The 20838-nt window shown below is 65.0% G+C and carries 16 protein-coding genes and 1 tRNA gene; 9 read left to right on the top strand and 8 right to left on the bottom strand.

What is annotated here, in order from left to right; translation table 11 throughout:
• The first annotated feature begins 85 nt into the window (after nucleotides 1-85).
• Nucleotides 86-4642: a DUF7997 domain-containing protein gene (locus tag NO347_RS11705; protein WP_256289761.1), complete on the top strand. Its 4557-nt coding sequence runs from the start codon at nucleotides 86-88 to the stop codon at nucleotides 4640-4642.
• A 76-nt stretch (nucleotides 4643-4718) separates the two neighbouring features.
• On the opposite strand, the gene NO347_RS11700 is transcribed toward NO347_RS11705, so the two are convergent.
• Nucleotides 4719-5126 carry an ester cyclase gene (locus tag NO347_RS11700; protein WP_256289760.1) on the bottom strand — a complete coding sequence of 136 codons (408 nt, stop codon included), beginning with the start codon at nucleotides 5124-5126 and terminating at the stop codon, nucleotides 4719-4721.
• Nucleotides 5127-5508: 382 nt separating this feature from the next.
• Between NO347_RS11700 and NO347_RS11695 the strand changes: the two genes are divergently transcribed.
• Nucleotides 5509-5988 carry an SRPBCC family protein gene (locus tag NO347_RS11695; RefSeq protein WP_256289759.1) on the top strand — a complete coding sequence of 160 codons (480 nt, stop codon included), beginning with the start codon at nucleotides 5509-5511 and terminating at the stop codon, nucleotides 5986-5988.
• Nucleotides 5989-6037: 49 nt separating this feature from the next.
• Nucleotides 6038-8632, top strand: coding sequence for an outer membrane protein assembly factor BamB family protein (locus tag NO347_RS11690; protein ID WP_256289758.1), 2595 nt, complete (start codon nucleotides 6038-6040; stop codon nucleotides 8630-8632).
• Nucleotides 8633-8750: 118 nt separating this feature from the next.
• Here NO347_RS11690 and NO347_RS11685 read toward each other — a convergent pair whose 3' ends face one another.
• The 4 genes from NO347_RS11685 to NO347_RS11670 form a co-directional block, all read right to left on the bottom strand.
• Nucleotides 8751-9341 (bottom strand): FAD-dependent oxidoreductase, encoded by a 591-nt coding sequence (locus NO347_RS11685; protein WP_256289757.1) that lies wholly within the window; start codon nucleotides 9339-9341, stop codon nucleotides 8751-8753.
• A gap of 108 nt (nucleotides 9342-9449) precedes the next feature.
• The gene (locus tag NO347_RS11680; protein WP_256289756.1) at nucleotides 9450-9854 is read right to left on the bottom strand and encodes an acyl-CoA thioesterase; all 405 of its coding nucleotides are present in this window, start codon (nucleotides 9852-9854) and stop codon (nucleotides 9450-9452) included.
• A 105-nt stretch (nucleotides 9855-9959) separates the two neighbouring features.
• Entirely contained in the window at nucleotides 9960-10259 is a 300-nt protein-coding gene (locus tag NO347_RS11675) for a DUF7999 family protein (RefSeq protein WP_256289755.1), read from the bottom strand.
• Between the two features lie 104 nt (nucleotides 10260-10363).
• The gene (locus NO347_RS11670; protein WP_256289754.1) at nucleotides 10364-10855 is read right to left on the bottom strand and encodes a type IV pilin domain-containing protein; all 492 of its coding nucleotides are present in this window, start codon (nucleotides 10853-10855) and stop codon (nucleotides 10364-10366) included.
• Nucleotides 10856-10980: 125 nt separating this feature from the next.
• On the opposite strand from NO347_RS11670, the gene NO347_RS11665 reads away from it, so the two are divergent.
• The 6 genes from NO347_RS11665 to NO347_RS11640 all read left to right on the top strand — a co-directional run bounded on the left by NO347_RS11665 (nucleotide 10981) and on the right by NO347_RS11640 (nucleotide 15932).
• A complete protein-coding gene (locus NO347_RS11665; RefSeq protein ID WP_256289753.1) occupies nucleotides 10981-11466 on the top strand; it encodes a universal stress protein in 486 nt (161 codons plus the stop codon).
• Between the two features lie 320 nt (nucleotides 11467-11786).
• Nucleotides 11787-12065, top strand: a complete 279-nt coding sequence (locus tag NO347_RS11660; RefSeq protein WP_256289752.1) for a DUF7344 domain-containing protein — start codon at nucleotides 11787-11789, stop codon at nucleotides 12063-12065.
• Between the two features lie 224 nt (nucleotides 12066-12289).
• On the top strand, nucleotides 12290-14281 hold the full coding sequence (locus tag NO347_RS11655) for a PGF-CTERM-anchored ABC transporter substrate-binding protein (protein WP_256289751.1): 1992 nt from the start codon (nucleotides 12290-12292) through the stop codon (nucleotides 14279-14281).
• A gap of 100 nt (nucleotides 14282-14381) precedes the next feature.
• Nucleotides 14382-15101 (top strand): SDR family NAD(P)-dependent oxidoreductase, encoded by a 720-nt coding sequence (locus NO347_RS11650; RefSeq protein WP_256289750.1) that lies wholly within the window; start codon nucleotides 14382-14384, stop codon nucleotides 15099-15101.
• Between the two features lie 202 nt (nucleotides 15102-15303).
• Nucleotides 15304-15516 (top strand): hypothetical protein, encoded by a 213-nt coding sequence (locus NO347_RS11645; protein ID WP_256289749.1) that lies wholly within the window; start codon nucleotides 15304-15306, stop codon nucleotides 15514-15516.
• 71 nt (nucleotides 15517-15587) lie between these two features.
• Entirely contained in the window at nucleotides 15588-15932 is a 345-nt protein-coding gene (locus tag NO347_RS11640; protein ID WP_256289748.1) for a DUF8062 family protein, read from the top strand.
• 114 nt (nucleotides 15933-16046) lie between these two features.
• Here the strand turns inward: NO347_RS11640 and NO347_RS11635 are convergent.
• The 3 genes from NO347_RS11635 to NO347_RS11625 all read right to left on the bottom strand — a co-directional run bounded on the left by NO347_RS11635 (nucleotide 16047) and on the right by NO347_RS11625 (nucleotide 20830).
• A tRNA-Tyr gene (locus NO347_RS11635) sits at nucleotides 16047-16120 on the bottom strand.
• 35 nt (nucleotides 16121-16155) lie between these two features.
• Nucleotides 16156-18693, bottom strand: a complete 2538-nt coding sequence (locus tag NO347_RS11630; RefSeq protein WP_256289747.1) for a DNA methyltransferase family protein — start codon at nucleotides 18691-18693, stop codon at nucleotides 16156-16158.
• 7 nt (nucleotides 18694-18700) lie between these two features.
• The gene (locus tag NO347_RS11625) at nucleotides 18701-20830 is read right to left on the bottom strand and encodes a DEAD/DEAH box helicase (protein WP_256289746.1); all 2130 of its coding nucleotides are present in this window, start codon (nucleotides 20828-20830) and stop codon (nucleotides 18701-18703) included.
• Between the last annotated feature and the right edge of the window lie 8 nt (nucleotides 20831-20838).

Below are 20838 nucleotides of genomic sequence, written 5' to 3'. Positions count from 1 at the left end.
GAGCGGTTACAACGGGGAGATGTTCCCGGCGAACACCGTGAGTTTCCCGCCAATACTTATGTCGCGGGCACACTGGTGCGTGTGTATGAGACTTCGGACCGTGCTGAACGAGTACAAGCGCGACCGTGACGGGCGCTTTCCGGGGGAGTTGCCCACGACAAACGGCGCGTTCTCCGGGCACGGCGATCGATTGGTCTACGTCGGGGCTGACGGCGCCCTCCGCGATTATTCCGCGGCGCTCTCGGGTCTGTACGGGATCGACCGTTCTCGGTTCGCGATCGAGGCGGACGGCGAGATACGCTGGTTCGACGAACTCGAACGCGTGCGCCAGCACTACTATCGGGAGACGACCCTCGTCGAGACGGAGTACAACGCCGGTTCCTACACCGTCCACCAGTACGACCTGACGCTGGGTCGCGCACACGTCACCCACGTCGAACTCCGCGGAGCGATCCCGACCGACGCACACCTGACGGCCTTTCTGACGCTCGCTCCCGAGAGCAGCGAGACGCAGGTCGGTCGCCTCATCCACGAGCGCGGCGGTCCGAACGACACCCAGGCCGTCGAGGTGTTCCACCGCGACGAGCACGATTACGTCACCGCTTCAACCGGCCTCGACGACGTCCGCGCACAGGTCCCCGAGCGATTCGAGGAGATGCTCTCCTCGGAGGCGTTCGAACTCCCCCGAGACGCCGTGCTCGAACGCTACGAGGACACGCACCTCAGCGGCGACATCGTCGTCTCCGCGCCGCTCGAACGCGAAGACCGGGGCGTACAGACGACGCTCGTCACGCAGTTGTCGGATCACACCGAGGTCGACCGCGAGGACGCACTGGCGGACCTCCGGAACTGCGCGCTCGAACACGCCACGGCGGACGAAATCCGCGCTGCCGCCCGCGAACGTGCCGAAGTGGCGGTCCCCGAAGACGTGCCGAGACCGCGCACCGTCCGCGCCGATCTGCGGGCGCTCTCGCTGCTGACGGCGCCCTCCGGTGCGCACATCGCCGGACCCGAGTTCGATCCCTTCTACACGCACTCGGGCGGTTACGGCTACACGTGGTTCCGCGACGAGGCCGAGTCCGCTCGACACCTTCTTCGAAGCGACGAACTGCTCGACCTCGATCTGACAGAGCGGCTCTCGACCGTCGCTGCGTTCTTCTGTGACACCCAACTCGACGACGGGTCGTGGCCCCACCGGGTGTGGGCGATCGACGGGTCGCTCGCTCCGGGCTGGGCGAACGCACAGATCGAAGGATCAGACGCACCCGAACACCAGGCCGACCAGACGGCGAGCGTCGTCACCTACCTCGCGACGCTCTTGACAGAGCGGCAGTCTGATCTCTCGGCGTCGCTCACCGAGCGGATCGAGGAGACGATCGAAGCCGGCGTCGCAGCACTCGATTCGGATCTCGCAGACGACGGGCTCCCGCGGGAGTGTCAGAACGCCTGGGAGAATATGATCGGCCGGTTCGTCCACACGGCGGCGACGTTCCTGCACGCGTACGCGAGCGTCGCAGCGGCCCCCGTGGAGACCGACCTGGCGGTCCACGCCGAAGCGCAGGCCGACGCCGTCTTCGAGGGCCTCGATCTGCTCTGGGACGACGACTACGAGGTGTACGCGCTCCGTCTCCGTGACGGGAACGGCGACCGCGACTCACGATTAGATTCGGGCTCGTTCGCCCTCGTCGAGGCGTTCGCCGCCTACGACGACGTCGACGAACTCGACGAGATACCGACGCAAACGCTCTCTCGGCTGGAGCGACATATGCGAACGGCGTTCGACGACCTCTATCGGGAGTCGGCGGGCGACGACGTCGCGGGCATCATCCGGTTCGAGGGGGACTACTGGCGCAGCGCCGAACAGGACGACGAGAAGGTGTGGTCCGTCGCGACCGCGTGGGGCGCGAACGCCGCTGCGGGGTTCGCCGTCCTGCTGGACAACTACGGGCGGAAAGCGGCGTCCGCGGACTTCTTCGAGTACGCGACGGAACTATACCACCTGATCCGTCCGAACGGCCCGTTCTGTACGGGCGCCGGCTACCTGGCAGAGCAGGTGTTCGACGACGGCACGCCCGACAGCGCCACGCCGCTCGCGTGGTCGCACGCGATGCGCCTCCGCGCGACGGGCGTTCTCGAAGCCCACGACGCCCTGCCGGCCCCGAAGTCCGCGCCGTCGGGGCCGACTGGGCGACCGCGCTGGACGACCGGCGAGAAGTACGGCGTCGGGACCGTCGCAGATCACACCTCAGAGGACCCCTCGCGCGTGTGGTTCACGCTGACCGAGGGGGCGTTGACGGAGGTCCGGTTCCCCCGCGTCGACCTGATGAACCTCCGCACGCTGGATCTCCTCGTCGTCGACGCCGACGCCGACTCCGATTACACGGCCCGGACGTACAACGAGACGCGCCGCGACGACGAGGCCGACACGATCGATCGGCGCGTCGAGATCGTCGACGACGACGCGCTGTTGTTCCGGCACGTCGTCTCCGAGACCGGCGACGGCCGCGGTCACGAGTGGCGCCTGCACGCAGAGTACGTGACCGACCCCGAACACGACGCGCTGCTCGTCGACGTCGACTTCGAGGCCGACGACGACAACGAGTACGAACTGTACGCCATCGCGGACACCGCGCTCGCGAACACAGGCACGACTGACCGCGGGCTCCGGCTCGGCGGCCCGGACGGCTATCACCTGGTCGCCCGCGACGCCAGCGCGTACGATCAGCGCGGCGACGTCGAACCGCTCCTCATCGACGAGGACGGGACGGAGTACAGCGTCGCGGCCGCGATGGCGACCGCCGGCCGCTTCGAGTGGGCCACCGTCGGCGTCGCGGGCTCGAAGTACCTCAACGAACTCTTTTCGGACGGGGCCGCGCCGACGCCGCAAAACAGCGTCGACGACGAGAACGTCGTCCTCGTCGGCCGCCTCGGCGTCGGCGAGGGAGTCGCCGACCGGATCGCACTCGGATTCGCCGAAGACGCCGACACCGCGGCCGCACTCGGTGAGGCCGCGGGGGCGCTCAGCCGCGGCTACGAGACTGTCCGGCGGGACTACGTCGACTCCTGGGACGACTTCCTCGCGGACAAAGAGCTCCCGGCCTCCGTCGCAGACGACGACACGCTCGCGAATCAGTACAAGACGTGTCTGATGAGCCTGCGCGCCGTCGAGGACAAGACGTTCCTCGGGGCCGGCATCGCCTCGCCGTCGGTGCCGTGGGGCGAGGCCGTCAGTGCCACCGAAGCGAAGGGCTACGGCTACAACTTCGTCTGGTCGCGCGACCTCTATCAGGTCTTCACCGTCTTCGAGGCGGTGGGAGACATCGAGACCGCGCAGTTGGCGCTCGAGTACATCTACCGTTTCCAGCAGGACGAGCGGGGGTTCATCCCGCAGAACACCTACCTGAACGGGCGGACGCGCTGGGGCGGCGAGCAGATGGACAATATCTCGTTCCCGCAGGTGATGGCGTGGATGCTCCGCGAACACGGCGTCGACTTCGCCGATACGGAGTACGATTACGTCAACGTCAAACGCTCCGCTGACTACGTGGCCCGGAACGGGCCGCCGACGGCCCAGGAGCGCTGGGAGGAAGAAGCGGGCTACTCCCCGTCGTCGATCGCCGCCGAGATCGCCGGCCTCGGGTGTGCTGCCGACATCGCGATCCAGGAGGGACACGACGCCGACGCGCTCATCTGGCAGGCGTTAGCCGACGACTGGGCCGACCGCGTCGAGGAGTGGACCGCCACGGAGACGGGAACGAAACGCCACACGAACACGCCCTACTACGTCCGGATCACCCGCGACGGCGACCCCGACGTGGGGCACCTCCGCACGCTCGCGAACAACGGACCGACGCTCGACGAACGCGAGATCATCGACGCCGGCTTCCTCGAACTCACCCGATTGGGAATCAAGCCCGCAGACGACGAAACGATTCGAAATTCGGTGACGGAAGTCGACGAGACGATCCGCGTGGATACGCCGCACGGTCCGGCGTTCTACCGGTACAACGGCGACGGTTACGGCGAGCGCGCGATCGACGAGGAGGGCGCGCCGTGGTCGATCGAATCGAAGGGCAAAGGGCGACTCTGGCCGATCTTCACCGGCGAGCGTGGGGAGTACGAACTGCTCCATGGGCCGGACGAAGACGCGCTCGATCCCCGAAACCTCTTGGGGACGATGGCCGGCTTCGCCAACTCCGGCCGGATGCTCGCAGAGCAGGTCTGGGACCGCGAGCACAGCACGCAGTACAACTGGGCGTTCGGCGAAGGGACCGGCGCGGCGACGCCGCTGGCGTGGTCGATGGCACAGTACGTTCGCCTCGCACACAGCATCGACGTCGGCGAGCCGGTCGAGATGCCGTCGGTGCTCCGCGAGCGGTACGTGGAGACTGAACGTCCGTCGGGGCCGCGGCTTAAGGTCAGTACGCGCTTTATGCGCGACGAACTGGTCGTCTCGGGGCGAACCGATGCGGCCATCGTGGCGATCAAGACGCCCTCGGAGACCGAAATCGTCGTGCCCGAGAAAGGGTCTTTCGAGGAGTCACTCGACATCGAACACGGAGAGAACCAGATCACCGTCGCGGGCGCGACCGACGTCGATCTGAAGCAGGCGGGAACGAGCGTCACGCGGTTCACGCTCTGAACCGTTCTATGGGGATAAATCGAGGAGCGGTCCAGACCGCGCTCCTCACTTCGCCCCCTCACGGCAGATAGACCGCTCACAGTAGGCTGACTTTCCCACGCACGAGCGTGGGCAGTTGTGCGATGACTGCCGGGAAGGTGAGCCCCAGTTGGTCCATACACTCCCGTTGGTCGAAGTAGACGTGGTGTTCCTGCAGTTTGCCCTCCTCGATGTGAAACTTCGCCATCATCTGGATTTCGACGCTCCGATACGTCGGCGGCACCCCGTTGAACACGCCTTCGTGGGTCCCCGTGAACGTCACTTCGTCCATCACGAGATCGTCCGTCGCGACGAGGTCGGCGACGGCAAACTGAAAGTCGGGGAAGCCACGCTCCAGTCGGTTCATAAAGGACACTAACCCGGTCGGGCCGCGCGCTTCGCCCACCGGGCCCGTGCCCACGTCCTCCGGGACGGCCGGATCGTACAGGACGAACGAGTCGGACACGAGGTCTGGGATCTGTCATAATGATTACTCTCGTCTCTTACCGCCGACCATCGCCACCGGGAGTGGCGCTCGGCGGTACACAGTGAGAGTAATCACTATGAGTAGTCCCGTTCGTTCCAAACGTCCACGTACGCCTCGACTAATGTTTCGTTTGCTGTGCGATTCGGAGTCATCCTCGACTCACGTTCGAATGTATGTCACACTGTGTCATAATCCCTCGTGAGCTTTTTTTGAAATGTAAACCGAGATATGGATTGTGCAGCGAGCACGGAGAGCAGACACGACAGAGTGGATCTCCCAACGTCCGGCGACAGAGATCTATCGACCGAGCGTCGGCCGAATCGCCCACGTCGCTTTTGTCTCGTCGGGTCCTCTCTCTCCTATGGCGACGTACTCGCGGCTGACACGCGTTTCCGCACCGCTCTCTGAGGTCTGGGACTTTCACTCGCGCGTCTCCGGACTGAAAGCGTTGACGCCGGGGTGGATGAACCTCCACGTCGAGGCCGTCACCGGTCCCGACGGCGACCGCGATCCCGAGATTCTGGAGACAGGGTCGGAGATCCAGATGTCGATGCGACCGTTCGGTGTCGGGCCGCGACAGCGCTGGACGTCGGTGATAACCGAACGCGAGTCCGGCGAAGAGCGGGCGATGTTCCGCGACGAGATGCGCGGCGGCCCGTTCGCGAAGTGGGTCCACACCCACCGGTTTATCGCCGACGGGGAGGAGGCGATAATCGACGATCAGGTCGAGTACGAACTCCCGGGTGGTGGCCTCGGTCGGACCGCCTCGCCACTGGCCGTGGTCGGCTTCGAGCCGATGTTTCGAGCGCGACACCGGAAGACGAAGGAACTACTCGAGTAGGGGCGACGCGCACCGAAAGCACTTATCGGTCGCTCGGGCAGTTGACAGTATGTCAGGCCCTCCACCTGTTGACGCGTCGGATATTCCCGCCCGACCCGAGACCGGTCCCCCAAAGCGGAGCGAGAGCGACGTAAACGGCGACAGCACCGCGGATAGTAACGCGGACGCAGACAGCAACAGGAACGCGGACGCAGACAGCAACAGGAACGCGGACGCAGACAGCAACAGGAACGCGGACGCAGACAGCAACGCGGCCGACGGCCGGCCCACTCGACGCCGGGTCCTCGCGAGCGTCGCAGCCGTCGGCGCGGGACTCCCCCTCGCGGGGTGCGGCGGCATCGGCACGCCCGGAACCGAAACCGAGGGCGACACGGCCACCGAGACGGCGTCGTCGCCGACGGACACATCTCCCGGTCGCGGTCCGGCACCGTCGGTGATCGGGCCGTGGCCGCAGGCCCGCGCTGACGCGGCGAACACCGGCGTCGCGGCCGGCACCGGACCACTCAGTTCGCCGAGCGTCCGGTGGACCACGGCGAGCGCCGGAACGATCGGCGCGGCGGTCGGCGTGGGTGGCGAAGCAGACAGTTCAGCAGACGACACTGGCGCGTACGTCGTCGCCGAAGACGGACGCGTCGCCGCCGTCGACGCCGCGGGCGAGGAACGCTGGACGGCCACCGTCGACGCGGCGCAGTTCCCGCCGGCCGTCGAGTCGGGTCGCGTCGTCGTCCCGGAACGCGAGCGCCTCGTCGTGCTCGACGCCGCAACCGGACAGCGACAGCGGACGATCGGCCTCCCCGGCGGAATCCTCTACGCGCCGACGGTCGTCGGGTCGCACGCGTTCGTCGGCACGTTCTCCGGCGGCGTCGTCGCAGTTGATCTCGCGACGGGCGAGACGCGCTGGCAGGCGGGCGACCCGAGTCGTTCGTACCCGCCAGTCGTCGTCGACGGCGTCGCCTACGTCACGGCGCGGCGGTGGGGGACCGATGAGACTGGCGAGCGCGAAAGCGGCGCGTCCGACGATGCTGGCGTGCTCACTGCACTCGACACCGAGACGGGCGATCGGCGCTGGACGGTGCCCCTCGACGGCAACCCGACCGCGCCCCCGGGATACCACGACGGCGTCGTCTACTGCGGGACGCACCGGGGTCACGTGTATGCGGTGGACGCGACGACAGGTGAGACGCGCTGGCGCGAGACGGTTGGCGACTGGGTGACCCGCGGTCCGACGGCCGCGGCCGACGGCGTGTACGTCGTGGTCCTCGGGGAGGGGCCAGTCAAACTAGCGCACGACGGGAGCGTGTCGTGGCGCTCGACGATCGACGCCGGGACGAATCCCGTCCTCGATTCTGGCGTCGCCCTGTTCGGAACGAACGCGGGCGTCGTCGCAGTCGGACGAGACGACGGCGAGGTCCGCTGGCGCGGTGAGACGGATGCGCCCGTCCGATTCGACATCCAGGTCGCCGACGGCGTCGCGTACGCGGGCGATCAGTACGGCACAGTCCTCGCGTTCGACGTCGCCACGGGCGACCGACGGTGGGAGTTTCCCTTCCGTCCGAAGACGATGTCAGGACCGGTGGTCGGGCCGCGGACGGTGGCGGGTGGAAACAGAGACGGCGGCACGTACGATCTCCTCGCGACAGGCGGACTCGAACTGTCCCGCATCGGAAGCGTCGGCGGGCCGAGCCTCACACCGGTGTTTCTCGGCGACGAGCCAGGCTCGTCGCGCGAGACGTTGCTCAGCGGCGGCGGAGACGGCGTTTTCAACCGCGTGCGGACGATCGACTACGGCGACTCGCCGACAACTGATCTTCAGCCCACCCCGACGCCGACCGCGACGCCGGGGCCAGACGAACCGACGGCGACGCGGACGCCACACATCGACTTTCCGCGACCCGAGCAGCTCTGGGGCACCTCACTGGACGTCGATCCGCGCTCGCCGCTGACCTACGCCGACGGCGTCGCGTACGTCGGAACGGCAGAGGGGATCGCCGCCGTCGACGCACGTGACGGTGATCTACGCCTCAGGCGAGATCTGGGGGCGGTGGTGAGCGGTGCTCCCGCGGTACAGAGCGACCGGGTGTTCGTCGCGACGCGGGCCGGCCGACTCGTCGCGCTCGGGATCGGCGGGACCGGCGACAGCAACCTCGCTGAAGCGAGCGTTCAGTGGGAGGTTTCGGTAGACGCGCCGATCCGGTCTGGCCCCGCCGTCGCTGACGGCGCGGTAGTCGTCGCCAGCGAGTCCGGACGCGTGGCGTCGTACAACGTGGACGGCGACCACCGCTGGGAGCAGACGCTCGACGGCGAGATATACGGGGGGACAGCGACGACGAGCGAGCGCGTGTTCGTCGGGACTAGCGTCGGGGAGGTGGTTGCGCTCGAACGGACCGACGGCTCCGTGGCGTGGCGTGCGTCAGCCGAGGGAGCGGTGCACGGGACACCCGCCGTGGGCGGAGAAGGCGACGACGAGCGGGAAACCGTCTACGTGGGGGATCACGCGGGGACGGTTTCGGCGTTTGCGGGGGCCTCCGGCGACGTTCGCTGGCGGCTGTCGGTCGGACAGTGGGTCGACGCCCCGCCGGCGATCGGCCACGGCGCGGTGTTCGTCGCCGACCAGACGGGCCGCGTGTATGCCGTCGTCGGGTGACTTCGATGAGGGGTCCGGCGGGAAGCGTCCCGGTCTCATAATGATTACTCTCGTCTCTTACCGCCGACCATCGCCACCGGGAGTGGCGCTCGGCGGTACACAGTGAGAGTAATCACTATCAGGCGTCGTCGTCGCGTAAGCCGCCGAAGACTTCCTCGGCGGTAGAGGGCATATCGAAGTCGTGGTAGTGTTCGCCCTTCTCTTTGGTGAGGACGTTCAGCGCGGCGGCGGCGCCGTCACCGGCGGAGATGACGGCCTGCCACTCCTCGGCGCGGATCATCCCGCCGGTCGCGTAGGCGTCTTCCACGCTCGTCTCCATCGTCACGTCGACGGCGACAGTGCCGTCGTCGTCGAAGTCACAGCCGAGCGACTCCGCGAGGTCGCGGTTCGCGCCGGTCGCGAGCACGAGGTAGTCGGCCTCGTGGTCGTCGTCGCCCGCGGTGACGACGAAGCCGTCGTCGGTCACGTCCACGTCGTCGACCTCGACGTCCTGGTGGCGTTCGGCCCCGAAATCGTCGGCCTGCTGGCGCGCTGTCTGCATATACGCGTCGCCGTCGAGCGAGCCGATTCCGGGGTAGTTGAACAGGTGCGCCTTGTGCATCCACGTCTCGTCGGTGTCGAAGACGAGCGCGTCGAGACCGTTCTTCGCCGCGAAGAGGGCTGCCGAGAGGCCGGCGGGACCGCCGCCCACGATGGCTACTCGTGTCATCAGTACTGAATACAGTCCCGTCCCGGTTGAGTGTTCGGGCTAGCGTGGCGAGCACCTCGTCGCGGGCGGGGACAGCAAGATGGGGCGAAGTGTGGCGTGGCCCGCTGATTAGGACGGCGTCGGGAGCAGTTCGCGCCACTTCTCGGGTAACGGGGCCGCCGAGCCAGTCTCCGGGTCGACGACGACCTGCACCGACGAGCCGGTGGCCGCGACCTCACCCTCGAAGGTGAGTTCGTAAGTGGTCTCGAAGGAGGTACGGCCCACGTCGTTGACGTCTAGCGCGACTTCGACGGTGCCGATGTCGTCAATCGGGGTGCGATAGTCCATTTCCAGATGGGCGACCACGATGCTGAGGTCGCTCAGACCTTCGCCGAGAATCTCCTCGAAGAACTTCACGCGGCACTGTTCGCAGTACGTCGCATACACGACGTTGTTGACGTGACCGACGGCGTCGAGGTCGCGGAAGCGGACTTCGTGCGTCGTTACGTAGGGGTATTCGAGAGGTGAGGACATACCACACCGCTCGGAGGCGGGGAACGATAAATTCCCGGTCGGTCGGCGCACTCGGATCGGTCTCGGGAGACCTCGGCGCGTCGGTGCACCAATCGCACCGGTGCGTCAGTGCATCGGTCGTACCGGTCCGTCGAGTTCGGCGGGATCTGCGGACCGGGAGACAGTCGCGCGGCGCTCGGGGAGTTCGAACGCGCGCCAGACGTTCGAGCGAACGCCGACGCGGGTCATCGTCAGTGGGACGGTCGTACCGGACGGGAGCGCTTCGAGTCGCCGGCGGAGTTCGGGGGACGCGTATTCGGTGAGGTGTCGCGTCTCGTTCGTCTCGCACACCTCGACGGTCATCGCGCCGTGGTCGTTCATCGGGCGGCGTACGACCACGTGGGTGGGGGATTGGGGCGCAGGCATCGAATAGTCCCAACGGGCTTCGCTCGGATAAACTGTTATATTTTCAATACAACTGACTACTAGAAGCTACGTAGTTTCGGTAGCCGACGAGAGGGCGGCGTCGATCAGCAGTGACTCGCCGCGTTCCCGACGGCCGGCGTGGTGATTTCGGCTTCGATAAGCACTGAACCCTGGCTGTCGTCGGGGCGGTGAACCAGCCGATACACCTCGCCTTCGCACGCGGGATTCAGTGGCGAATCGCTGCCGTAGCCGTCGATGTGTGCGTAGTCGCCGGCCGTGAGCGGACCCGACGTTGTCCAGACCTGGTCCCAGCGAATCAGATTCCCATCGCTATCGACGACGTAGAAATCTTCGCCGGGTTCGATACGTCCCTGCGTCAGGGTGATGGTCACGTAGGGCCGGTCGTTCGTATTTCCGGAACCGTCAGCCACGTGATCCGTCTCGTAGCCGTACTGCGGCGACGGGTCGTTGGGAGAGTCGATCCCGATCGCGAGGGTTCCGAGGATGACGGCGAGCGCAGCAAGAATAGCGAGCATCAGGACGGCGCCAACAACTGGGGAGACGCCACGTCGGTCCAACGAAAGATGGGACCGCATTGTGAAACGCTTCTCCGCGGACGTATTGTATCTTACTGCGATCACTTCACGGTTCTGTCGAGCCAGCCCCCACGAGACGTGTGAACATTACTTTTAATCATTTGGTATCTGATTACTACTGTGAGATGTACGACAACATCCTCATTCCGACAGACGGGAGCGAACAGGCGGGCAACGCGGTCGAGGAGGGGATCAGACTGGCAAACGAACTGGACGCGACGGTACACGCGCTGCACGTCGTCGACGAGTTCGAGGCCAAGATCGTTCCGATCACCGAAGCCGAGGACGAAAAACGCGAGGAGTACCTCGAACACGGCGAAGCGATCACCGACGAGGTAGCACAGTTGGCCGAGGAAGCGGGGCTCGACTGTGTGACTGCCGTCCGAACCGGGATGGCCCACAAGCAGATCGAGCGCTACGTCGACGAGAACGACATCGACATCGTCGTGATCGGCTCGCGTGGACTGGGCGCGGTCGAAGAGATGTTGCTTGGGAGTACTGCGGACAAAGTCGTTCGGATCGTCGACAAACCCGTGACCGTCGTCTACAAACGACCCGCCGAGACCGTCCAGTGGATGTTGCCCTCTGCGGAGGATACGATTCACCGTTGAGACGACAACACGAGGCGCCCAAAGACAAAGATCGAACGGGAGACCCGGCGATCGAGAGGCGACCCTGGCATCGGCAGGCCGGCGGTGAGTCCGCCCTGATCGAGATGTGTTTCACCGACGCAGTTGTGCTCTGAAAGTGTTAGTAAGACCACAGTAATTATGGGTCGCCGAGTTGTACATCGGTTGTCGTGACTGACAACGAAAATCGGGATGGGAGGACGTCAGGACGCGCGAGTCGATCGAGTCAGGAAACTGGGTCGGAGTCGTCCGAGAACCCGGTCGATCTCGCGGTCCTCGAGCGCGATTCCGTGTTTTCAGTTTTGAATGATCGACGCCGGCGATACGTACTCTACGCGCTCGCGGAGGACCCCGAGTGGACGTTGCAGGAGTTGGCGACGCGGCTCGTCGCCTGGGAAGAAGGCGTCGAGGACGATGACGTTGGCGCGCACTGTCGCGAGCGGCGGTACATCTCGCTGTATCACACGCACCTCCCGAAACTCGCCGACGAAGACGTCGTCGAGTTCGACGCGGACGCCGAACGCATCACGTCCGGTGAACGTGCTGCGGAGGTAATCGAGTTTCTGGCGGCCGTCGAGTGAGGGACGAGCGGAACGGGAGGTTGGATCGCTCGTGAACGGTTTTCCTGTCGGGACTTCGTTCGCGCGCGTGTAGTCGACGACGCACCGGCCTGTGGAGACGTTAGCCCAGCGTTCGCTGTTCCGTTTTAGCCGTCCGCTCACGCTACCAGCTGGTCAGTGATCGGTTATACAATCTTGATTGCAATAAGAAAAGTTCATTTTGCGTCGTCTTTGAGCACAGTGCAATGCGATACCGTCTACTGATACTAGTCGGGTTGATTCTGCTCAGCCCGATCGCTACTGCAGCGAATCCAGCACAATCGCAAGCTTCGGTTGGAGATTCGGTCGTTTTCGATCAAAGCTCGACGGATACCTCAACACCGACACCGACTCCAACACCGACTCCAACACCAACTCCAACGCCGACTCCAACACCTACACCGACGCCGACTCCAACACCGACCCCAACACCGACTCCAACAGCAACGCCTACACCGACACCGAGTGAGAGTACTTGCGACCTTCCGATCACGGAGACAGACGTTACAGGCCACACCGTGACGATCGAAGAACCGCCGACGCGGGTCGTCACGCTCAACCCGAGTGCCGCCCAGACGATGTGGGAAATCGGAGCCAAAGACCGGGTGGTCGGCGTCTCACAGTATGCGACCTATCTCGACGGGGCCGACGGGAAAGCGAACGTCTCCGGCGCAGGTGGCCCGAGCGTCGAGAAGGTGATCGACGCCGAGCCGGATCTGGTGCTCGTACCGAACACGACGCACGCGTACACGCCCGACCGTATTCAGCAGATACGCGACGCAAACATCCCCGTATACGTGTTCGGGACAGGGACCTCTCTCGAATTCGTCGCTAACAAGACCGAGACCACTGGTCGTCTGGTGGGTGAGTGCAGTGCTGGCCGCGCTCGAGCCGACGAGATGCGACGTTCCATCGAGGACATCGAGGCGGCACTCGCAGACGAATCGACACCCGTCGGACTCAACGTCTTCTATGGGTACACCTCCGGCGCCAATACCTTCATCGGGAGCGTGATGGAGACCGGCGGTCTGGAGAACGGTGCCGCAAGTGAGGGGATCGCCGGCTTTCAGATGATCAACGACGAGACTGTCGTCAAGATCAACCCGGATTGGATCGTCACGCCGTCGGGCGCTTCTGTTCCCAAAAACCCGGCGTACAACTCGACGACGGCCGTGAAAAAAGACCAGATAATCAGCGTAAACACGAACTATCTACAGCAACCCGCGCCTCGGGTCGTACAGGCCGTAGAAGTGATTCTGAAACAGGTCCACCCGGACGCATACCAAGAGTACAAAACCGGTGTAGATCCCAGTGACTCAGATCCAAAGACCGAAGAATCGAACGCCGGTTCGGACGACTCTGACGAGTCAGACGACGCAGATAGGTCGGATGATTCTGACGAACGTGACACCCGGTCCACAACCCGGAGTCCAGCGACTCCGGGGGCTCCGGGTGCAAATACCTCCGCGCAAGCAGTCGATCTGAGCAATCAAACACGATTGCAGACAACCGGGAACGCTACGGTTGATCGGGCGGAGGCAAGGGCGAACCAGATGGTCAACGTCACAGCACGAAATATCTCCGCGAACGAAACGGTCTCCGTTGAAGTGAGTTCCAACGGTGTGCAAAACCAGACGCGGAAGTCCGGTTGGGGCGTCGAACGCGTCAATATGTCCTTTGGCACAGATACCAGCACGACGATCGGCCTCTCGGAAGCCAACGCGACGAACGTCGAGGCACCGCTCCAGTGGGAGTCGTCGAATGAAGCTACGACCGAGAGATCGGTGATCGGCTACCTCAATGTGGGCCACACAGCCGGGAACGAAGAGATCACGAGCGGTGAGATCGTCGTCCGCGTGAACGAGACTGCTCTGCAGAACACCTCCGCCGAATCGGTCACAGTCTATCGGTATCACAACGGAACGTGGACGGGTCTCAACACCACCGCGCTAGGCGACGGGCGGTTCCGGGCTGAGACGCCAGGATTCTCGACGTTCGCAATTGCGGCCACGGATGCTGCTTCGGAACAGAACTCCCCGACACCGGATCCCACGACGACAGCCACGAGTACGTCCACCCTGACCACATCTACCGAAAGAGTCCTGACGACTGCGGCCGACACACCTGGATTCGGATACACCGCCGGCCTCATCGCACTCATCCTGGTCACGGGACTCCTTGTCCGACGGCCGGAGTAAGCCGTAACACGTCTCGGATCGATCGAAGACGGCCACAGCGCCACAACTGGACACCCCGCGTAGCCACCACCGTTTTGACGCGACCAGACTATGTACTGGTATGACACGTACTGCTGTCATCGCCGGCGTCGGTTCCGGGCTCGGCGAATCGCTCGCCCGTCGGTTCGCTGCTGAGGGCTGTCGCGTCGCGCTATTCGCCCGGACGGCCGACTTCATCGAGGAGTTGGCTGCCGACCTTCCCGAACCGGGAGAGGGGCTCGCGGTCCCGACCGACCTCCGGGACGTCGAGGCGATTCGAGAGGGGTTCGAAACGGTCAGAGCGGAGTTCGGGTCCGTCGACGTCCTCGTCAACCACGCCAGTGGCGCGTCGTGGAAGGGACTGATGGATTCGAGCGTTGAGGAGTTCGAGGGGGCGTGGGAGGTAGGCGGCCGCGGGGCGTTCGTCTGCTCGAAAGAGGCAGTGGGTGATATGCTCGATTCAGGCGGCGGAACGGTCATCTTCACCGGGGCGACCTCGGCCGTGCGGAGCCTCGGCGGGACGATCGGCTTCACCGCCGCGAAGTTCGCCGCGCGCGGGATGGCAATGGACATCGCCCAGGAGTTCGGACCCGAAGGCGTACACGTCGCACACGTCGTCATCGACGGCCAGATCGACGGGCCGAACGCCCGCGAGCGGTTCCCCGATCGCTCCGAGGACACGTTTCTCGATCCCGACGAGATGGCCGAGACCTACTGGCACCTCGTCGAACAGGATGCCATAGATACGATGCCGTTCGAGGTGCACATCACGAACGGGCCGCAGAACACAGAGTTCCTGTGAGCAGTTCCGGTACCGCGACGATCCCGTGAACATACGGTGACGGCTGGATTCGAGTGTACGAGTCGAGCGAGACCGGAGAGCCGTGATCCGAACGGCATAGACGGCCGTTCACGGATTCGACGTAGTCGAAGCTCGACATTGAGAGCTGATTTCGGCTGGGGCTGTAGCAAGGGACATTACGGGAACGGACCGTCTGTTGGATATGGTCATTTCAACCACGTCGATATGGGACGAACTGACAGAGGAGTTCACCGCCGAATCGGTCGTCGAATACGAGAAAGCGACAGTGTACGGAGACTTCGAACAGGAACGGGTTCTTCACCAGGGCAGAATTCGGCTGCTTCCGAACGGCTGGATCGCCTTACCGACCGGGCGACTGCTGTCTCCCGAGGCCGTGCATCATATCGATCCTTAGACGGATCCCATCGCGCTTGACTCCGGGCAGACAAAGGCAGAACAGAAGTGAATTGGGAGAAACAGAGTGGTATGGTCGACGAACCGGCCCTAGACGCGCCCGAGGACGGGGTCCCGACTGTCTCGTGTTCACGGTGCAATCGCGAGTGGGACCTCCACTACGAACTCGACGAACTATACGCGGGGAATCGAGCCGTCGAACAGTTCGCGCTCGATCACGGACGCCACACCGGACACTTCCCCGACGACGTGACGCCCTGGGTCGTCGATTGTCGGCAATGCCCCGACGGCGACCGCTACCTCGAAGAACGGCCTGCGCGGCGCTGGGCGGAGACCCACGCCCGCCACACCGGTCATACAGTCGAGCTTCAGTCGCCGACCGAGGACGGGCCGACCGAACGCATCGGTGAGGAGTAGGCGTCTCAGGTATTTGTCCTCACCGTCCAGCAACCGAGCGACTTCGACGATCAGTGCAGATCGGGTAAACAACCGAATTCGGATGTGTCTGCTACGATTCGGCAGGAAAGGAAGTCCGCCCTCCCCGAATTGAACGGGGGACAAGCCGATCTACAGTCGGCTGCTCTACCAGGCTGAGCTAAGGGCGGGCACCTCAACGTAGCACCGCTGTTGGACTTAAGGGTTACTCATCGTCGCCGTCAGTCGGTCCGGTTCGTTCTCTCTCGGGCGATGGCTGTTCGTCGAGAACCGACAGGAACTGTTCTGCCGTGCGGTCGATGTCGGTCTGGACGGCCTGCAGCTCGGGGATCGTCTTCTGGTTGTACGCGCGCTTCGAACAGTCGACGTGGTCGGGAACGATGGCGTGGGCACGTTGTGAGAGTTCCGCGAGTTGTCGCTGACGCGGACGCGCTCGCCACTCCGGTAGCGCGAGACGTTCGACCGTCGACTTCGAGAGACTCGATTTCCCGCCCGAAGAGATGGTACGGAGACAGCGCTGGTACGGTGCCGAATTGAGGAGCGCACAGAGGTAGTGCGCTTCGTCTTCGTCGTCGGTCCCGACGAACATACAGTGATCGCCGGGTATCGCGGGCTTCTCACCAACGAGGGGGTCGGAAACTGTGGAGACGACCGTGAAGTGCGGCTTGAAACCGAGCCGGCACCAGACGACTTTGTACGTCGACCACGTGTACGAGCCGAGCCCGAAGAGCGAGTAGAACGGCCCATCGTCGAACCACGACGACCCGCGATCGGTGAGCCGTTCGCGGTGCGCGTCGAGGTACGCGTACGTCGCCGGCGCTTCCTGCTTGAGTTCGCGTTCGTTGTCCTCGCCCGCCTGTCGCTGGGGGACGAGCTGCAGGTCGTGGCCGAACAGCCCGTACTTCACGATGTGTTTCGATTTCAGATACGGAAAGACGTGCTCGGATTCGAGTTCCTGCTTCTCGATGGTCTCCCGGTCGAGGGCATAAACCGCCTTGGCGTCGTCTTTCACCCCGTGACGGATGCGATACGGACTCGAACCGAGTGCACTTCGTTCGGCGTCGGCGCGGATCCACGGTGACGTCGGGTCCTCGGGGTCTGCGGGTACGAGACGCGTCTCCGCGCTGTCGAACGAGGCCCGCATCCGCGCCAGCGACTCAAACGCTGACGTTCCATCGGAGCGGTCGACGTAGCGAGCCGACGTCGTCGCCGGAGCATCCGTCCAGCGACAGGTCGGAATACCCTCGTCAGTCGGGAACGGTGATCTGCCGTCGTCGGGTGAGAGACGAAGTGAAAACAGCGCGGTGCCCGCATCGACGTCGGTGAACGGTGACAACGAGCCGAAGTCGTGGACGCGATCGTACGTGATCGATCGATGACCCACCTGCGGCCGACGGAGACGTGCCCCAGCGGGTCCGGTGAGGAAATCCCGTTTGAGGACGAGTGCAGCACGACCACCATCCCGGAGGAGCCGGTGAAGGCACATCAACCCGAATGGGACGGAGAGATCGTCGTTCGCGTATCCGAGTCGGGCGTCGGCGCCGGTGTGGTCGAACAGTTCGAGCCCGGCTTCTTCGAACGGTCCCGCTCGCCACCGGTCTTTCGCGCCCTCCGGAAGCGAATCCCAGGTCAGCCACGGTGGATTCGCGAGGAGGACGTCCGCGCGCCGACCGTCGAGCGGAGGGTCATCTGCGGTCGCGTCGACTGCGTCGCCGAGAACGACCCGGGGTGCGACGGTCGGCGACCCGTCGGCGGCGGCGAGCAACGGTCGCACGGCGAGCACCAGCGCCAAGCGCGAAGCACGGACGGCTGTCGGTGAAACGTCGAAGCCGCGGACGGCATCGAAGATAGCCTGGATGGGCGTCCCGTGACTACCGTCGGCGTTCAGTGGGTTCTCGGCGAGAGCGTCGACGTACCGGGTCGCCGTCGCAGCGAGAAACGCACCGGCGCCACAGCCGGGGTCCACTACGAGCGGGAGGTCGGCAGGTGCTCGATCGGCAGCGATCGACGTCTCGTGGTGGGCTGGTGTCTCGTCGTAGGCTGGTGTCTCGTGGTGGGCTGGTGTCTCATCTCGGGTCTGCGTCCCGTCGTGAGGGGATCCGGCGTCGAAGGCAGAGTCGACGGCGAGTGCGGCGAGTCCCTGCGGTGTGTCGTAGCGGCCGAACGCTCGACGGGCGAGCGGCGAGACGCACTCACGATGGAGGAGTGCGACGTCCCGACTCGAAGCCTCGCGGGCGAAGGTAGACGCCTGGGTGTCGAAGTCGCATCCTGCGTCCGCGGTTCCGGTGTCGAGATGGGGTGAAATCGACTCGTGCACGGCCTCGAAATTCGGCGTGAACGGAATCGCGGCGTCCGCGGCGAGCGAGCGTGTGACCGTGCACTCGAACTCTCGTTCGACCGCATCGAGGATCTCGGTGAGGAGGTAGTCGAACGCGAGCGTTTCGACGAACAGGTCGCGGGCGACGTCGGCGTCCGATCGGGCTACATTGGCGGTGGATCGGTCGGCGCCGCCCGTGGTTCCGCCGCCGTCGACGGGGGATCGTTCGCCGCCTGCGGCCGCGAGAGTGGCGAAGACGTCGCCGTGTCGCTCGCGAACGTACCGGTGCCACGCCTCGAACGCGTCAGCAACCGGGGGATCCGAGAGCGAATCCCGGAGTCGTGAGCGGTATCGAGCGAGGCGCTCGCTGTCGGCCAGGTGGCGCGCGCACGCGGCGGTGTCGACGTCCCGGCGCTGGTCGGCCATCGGCTGCTTACTCCTCGCCGTTTGCGGCGGGATCGGTCGTCGCGGGCGAGGCCTCGGATGCCGAACTCTCTCCGTCCGATTTCCGGGTGCTGCGGTCCGTCTCAGTCACGCGGATACCCTTCTCGGCGAGGTGGCGCATCTGTCGCTGCGCGAAGTCTTCTTCCGAGGTTCCGCGGGTCGCGAGCACGTACACCTGCGATCCGCCAGCAGGACGCATCGTCCGGCCGGCGCGCTGTGCTCCCTGCCGGCGAGACCCGCCGAGTCCGGAGGCGACGATGGCGAGTTCCGCGTTCGGGAGATCGATCCCCTCGTCACCGACGCGCGAGACGACGAGGGTTCGGAGATCGCCCGCGCGGAACGACGCGAAGACGCGCTCGCGACGGTGGTGTGGCATCTCTCCGCTCACGAACGGCACGTCGAGCGCGTCCGCGAGGGCTTCGCCCTGATCTAGCCAATCCACGAAGACGAGCGTCTTCGCGTCCGGGTGTGCGTCGAGGAGCCGCCGCGTTTCGTCGATCTTCTCGGGATTCTCGGCTGCGATCCGGTGTCTGTCGCGGCCGTCCGCACTCGCCCACTCGTTCCGGGCGAACTCCTCGCCCCAGGGCACGTATCGGATCTGTACTTCGGGCTCTTGAACGTACCCTGCCTCGAAGAGCTTCGACCAGTCGGTGCCGATCGGGCGTCCGATGAGCGTGAAAATCTCCTTCTCTTTGTCGTCTTCGCGCACCGGCGTCGCCGACAGTCCGAGTCGATGTTTCGTCTGGAGGTCGGCGCTACGTCGGTAGATCCGCGAGGGGATGTGATGGACCTCGTCGTAGACGACGAGCCCCCACCCGCGGGAGTCGAACAGGGAGCGGTGACGGTCCATCCCCGCCGTCTGGTAGGTCGCGATCGTGACCGGGTTGATCTCCTTTTGCCCGCCGTGGTACTCACCGATCTGCTCTTCGGTGAGCGTCGTGTGTTCGAGCAGTTCGGCACGCCACTGTGCGGCGAGTTCCCGCGACGGGACGAGAATCAGCGTCTCGCCGCCGACCGCCGCGAGGACGCCGATAGCGGTCACGGTCTTGCCCGCGCCGGAGGGGCCGACGAGGACGCCGGAGCGCTGATCGAGGAAACGCTCGACCCAGTCGGATTGGTACTCGCGCAAGTCGACAGTCAATTCCACGTCGAGCGGTTCCCCCGTGTCGAGGTCTCGGTCGTCTTCGACGGGATAGCCCGCTTCGTAGAGGATCCGCTTGATCTCGGCTTCGGCGCCGTCGCGAACCCAGCTCTGCGTATCCGAAATCGGCGCGACGAGCTGTTCGTCGTCGAGTTTCTGCCGCGCGACGTTGCCCATCAGGCTCTCGGAGGCGGCTTCGAGGACGACGTATCCGTCTTCGTGGGTGAACAGGCGGAATCGGTTCGCGCGTTTCCACTGTGATTCGACCCACTCCTCAAGCGGGGGTGACCGCCGCGGGAGCACCGACCGCATCAGCGACAGCAAGTCGGCGAGATCGTCGAAAGGGGCTTGCCAGACGTCCTCCTGGCGGATCTCGTAGATGTAGCCGCGGGTACCGGTCTGCCGGTCAGTGGTCGACCGCGCCCGCTCGCCCGTGGTGTCGACGAGGTGGGCGAACTGTGAGAGTTGCGCGCGGGTGTACTGCGTCGGTTGATCGACCACGATCTGTCGCCGTTCCGGGAACAGCACGATCCGCTCGCGCTCGGCGAGTTTCGCCCACTCGCTCGGGAAGTAGACGATCGGGTCCGTCTCGACGTTCACCCGTTCGACCGCCCCGTCGTCAGTCAGCGCATCGAGATCTGCGGCGGCGGCCGACTGCGTCGTGTCGAGCCGGCGTGCGACTTCCGAGGCCGTCACGACCGGACGGCCCTCCGCCTCCAGTACGTCGTGGAAGCGATCGAGATCGACGTTAGCAGTAGACGTGTCGGCGTCGTGAGACTCGTCGGTGTCGTAAGCGCCGTCGGTGTCGTAAGCGCCGTCGGCGTCGTGAGACTCGTCGGTGTCGTAAGCGCCGTCGGTGTCGTAAGCGCCGTCGGTGTCGTAAGCGCCGTCGGCGTCGTGAGACTCGTCGGCAGGCGTCACCTCGGGAGACGCTCCCTCCGGTGCAGTTGGCCCGCCAGTCCCCTCCTCTTCCGTCATTGTCTCTC

The organism is Halobellus inordinatus, assembly GCF_024464655.1.
Classification (GTDB): Archaea; Halobacteriota; Halobacteria; order Halobacteriales; family Haloferacaceae; genus Haloquadratum; species Haloquadratum inordinatus.
Note: the sequence above shows the minus strand (reverse complement) of the source record. Positions and strands in the feature narration are given on the sequence as shown.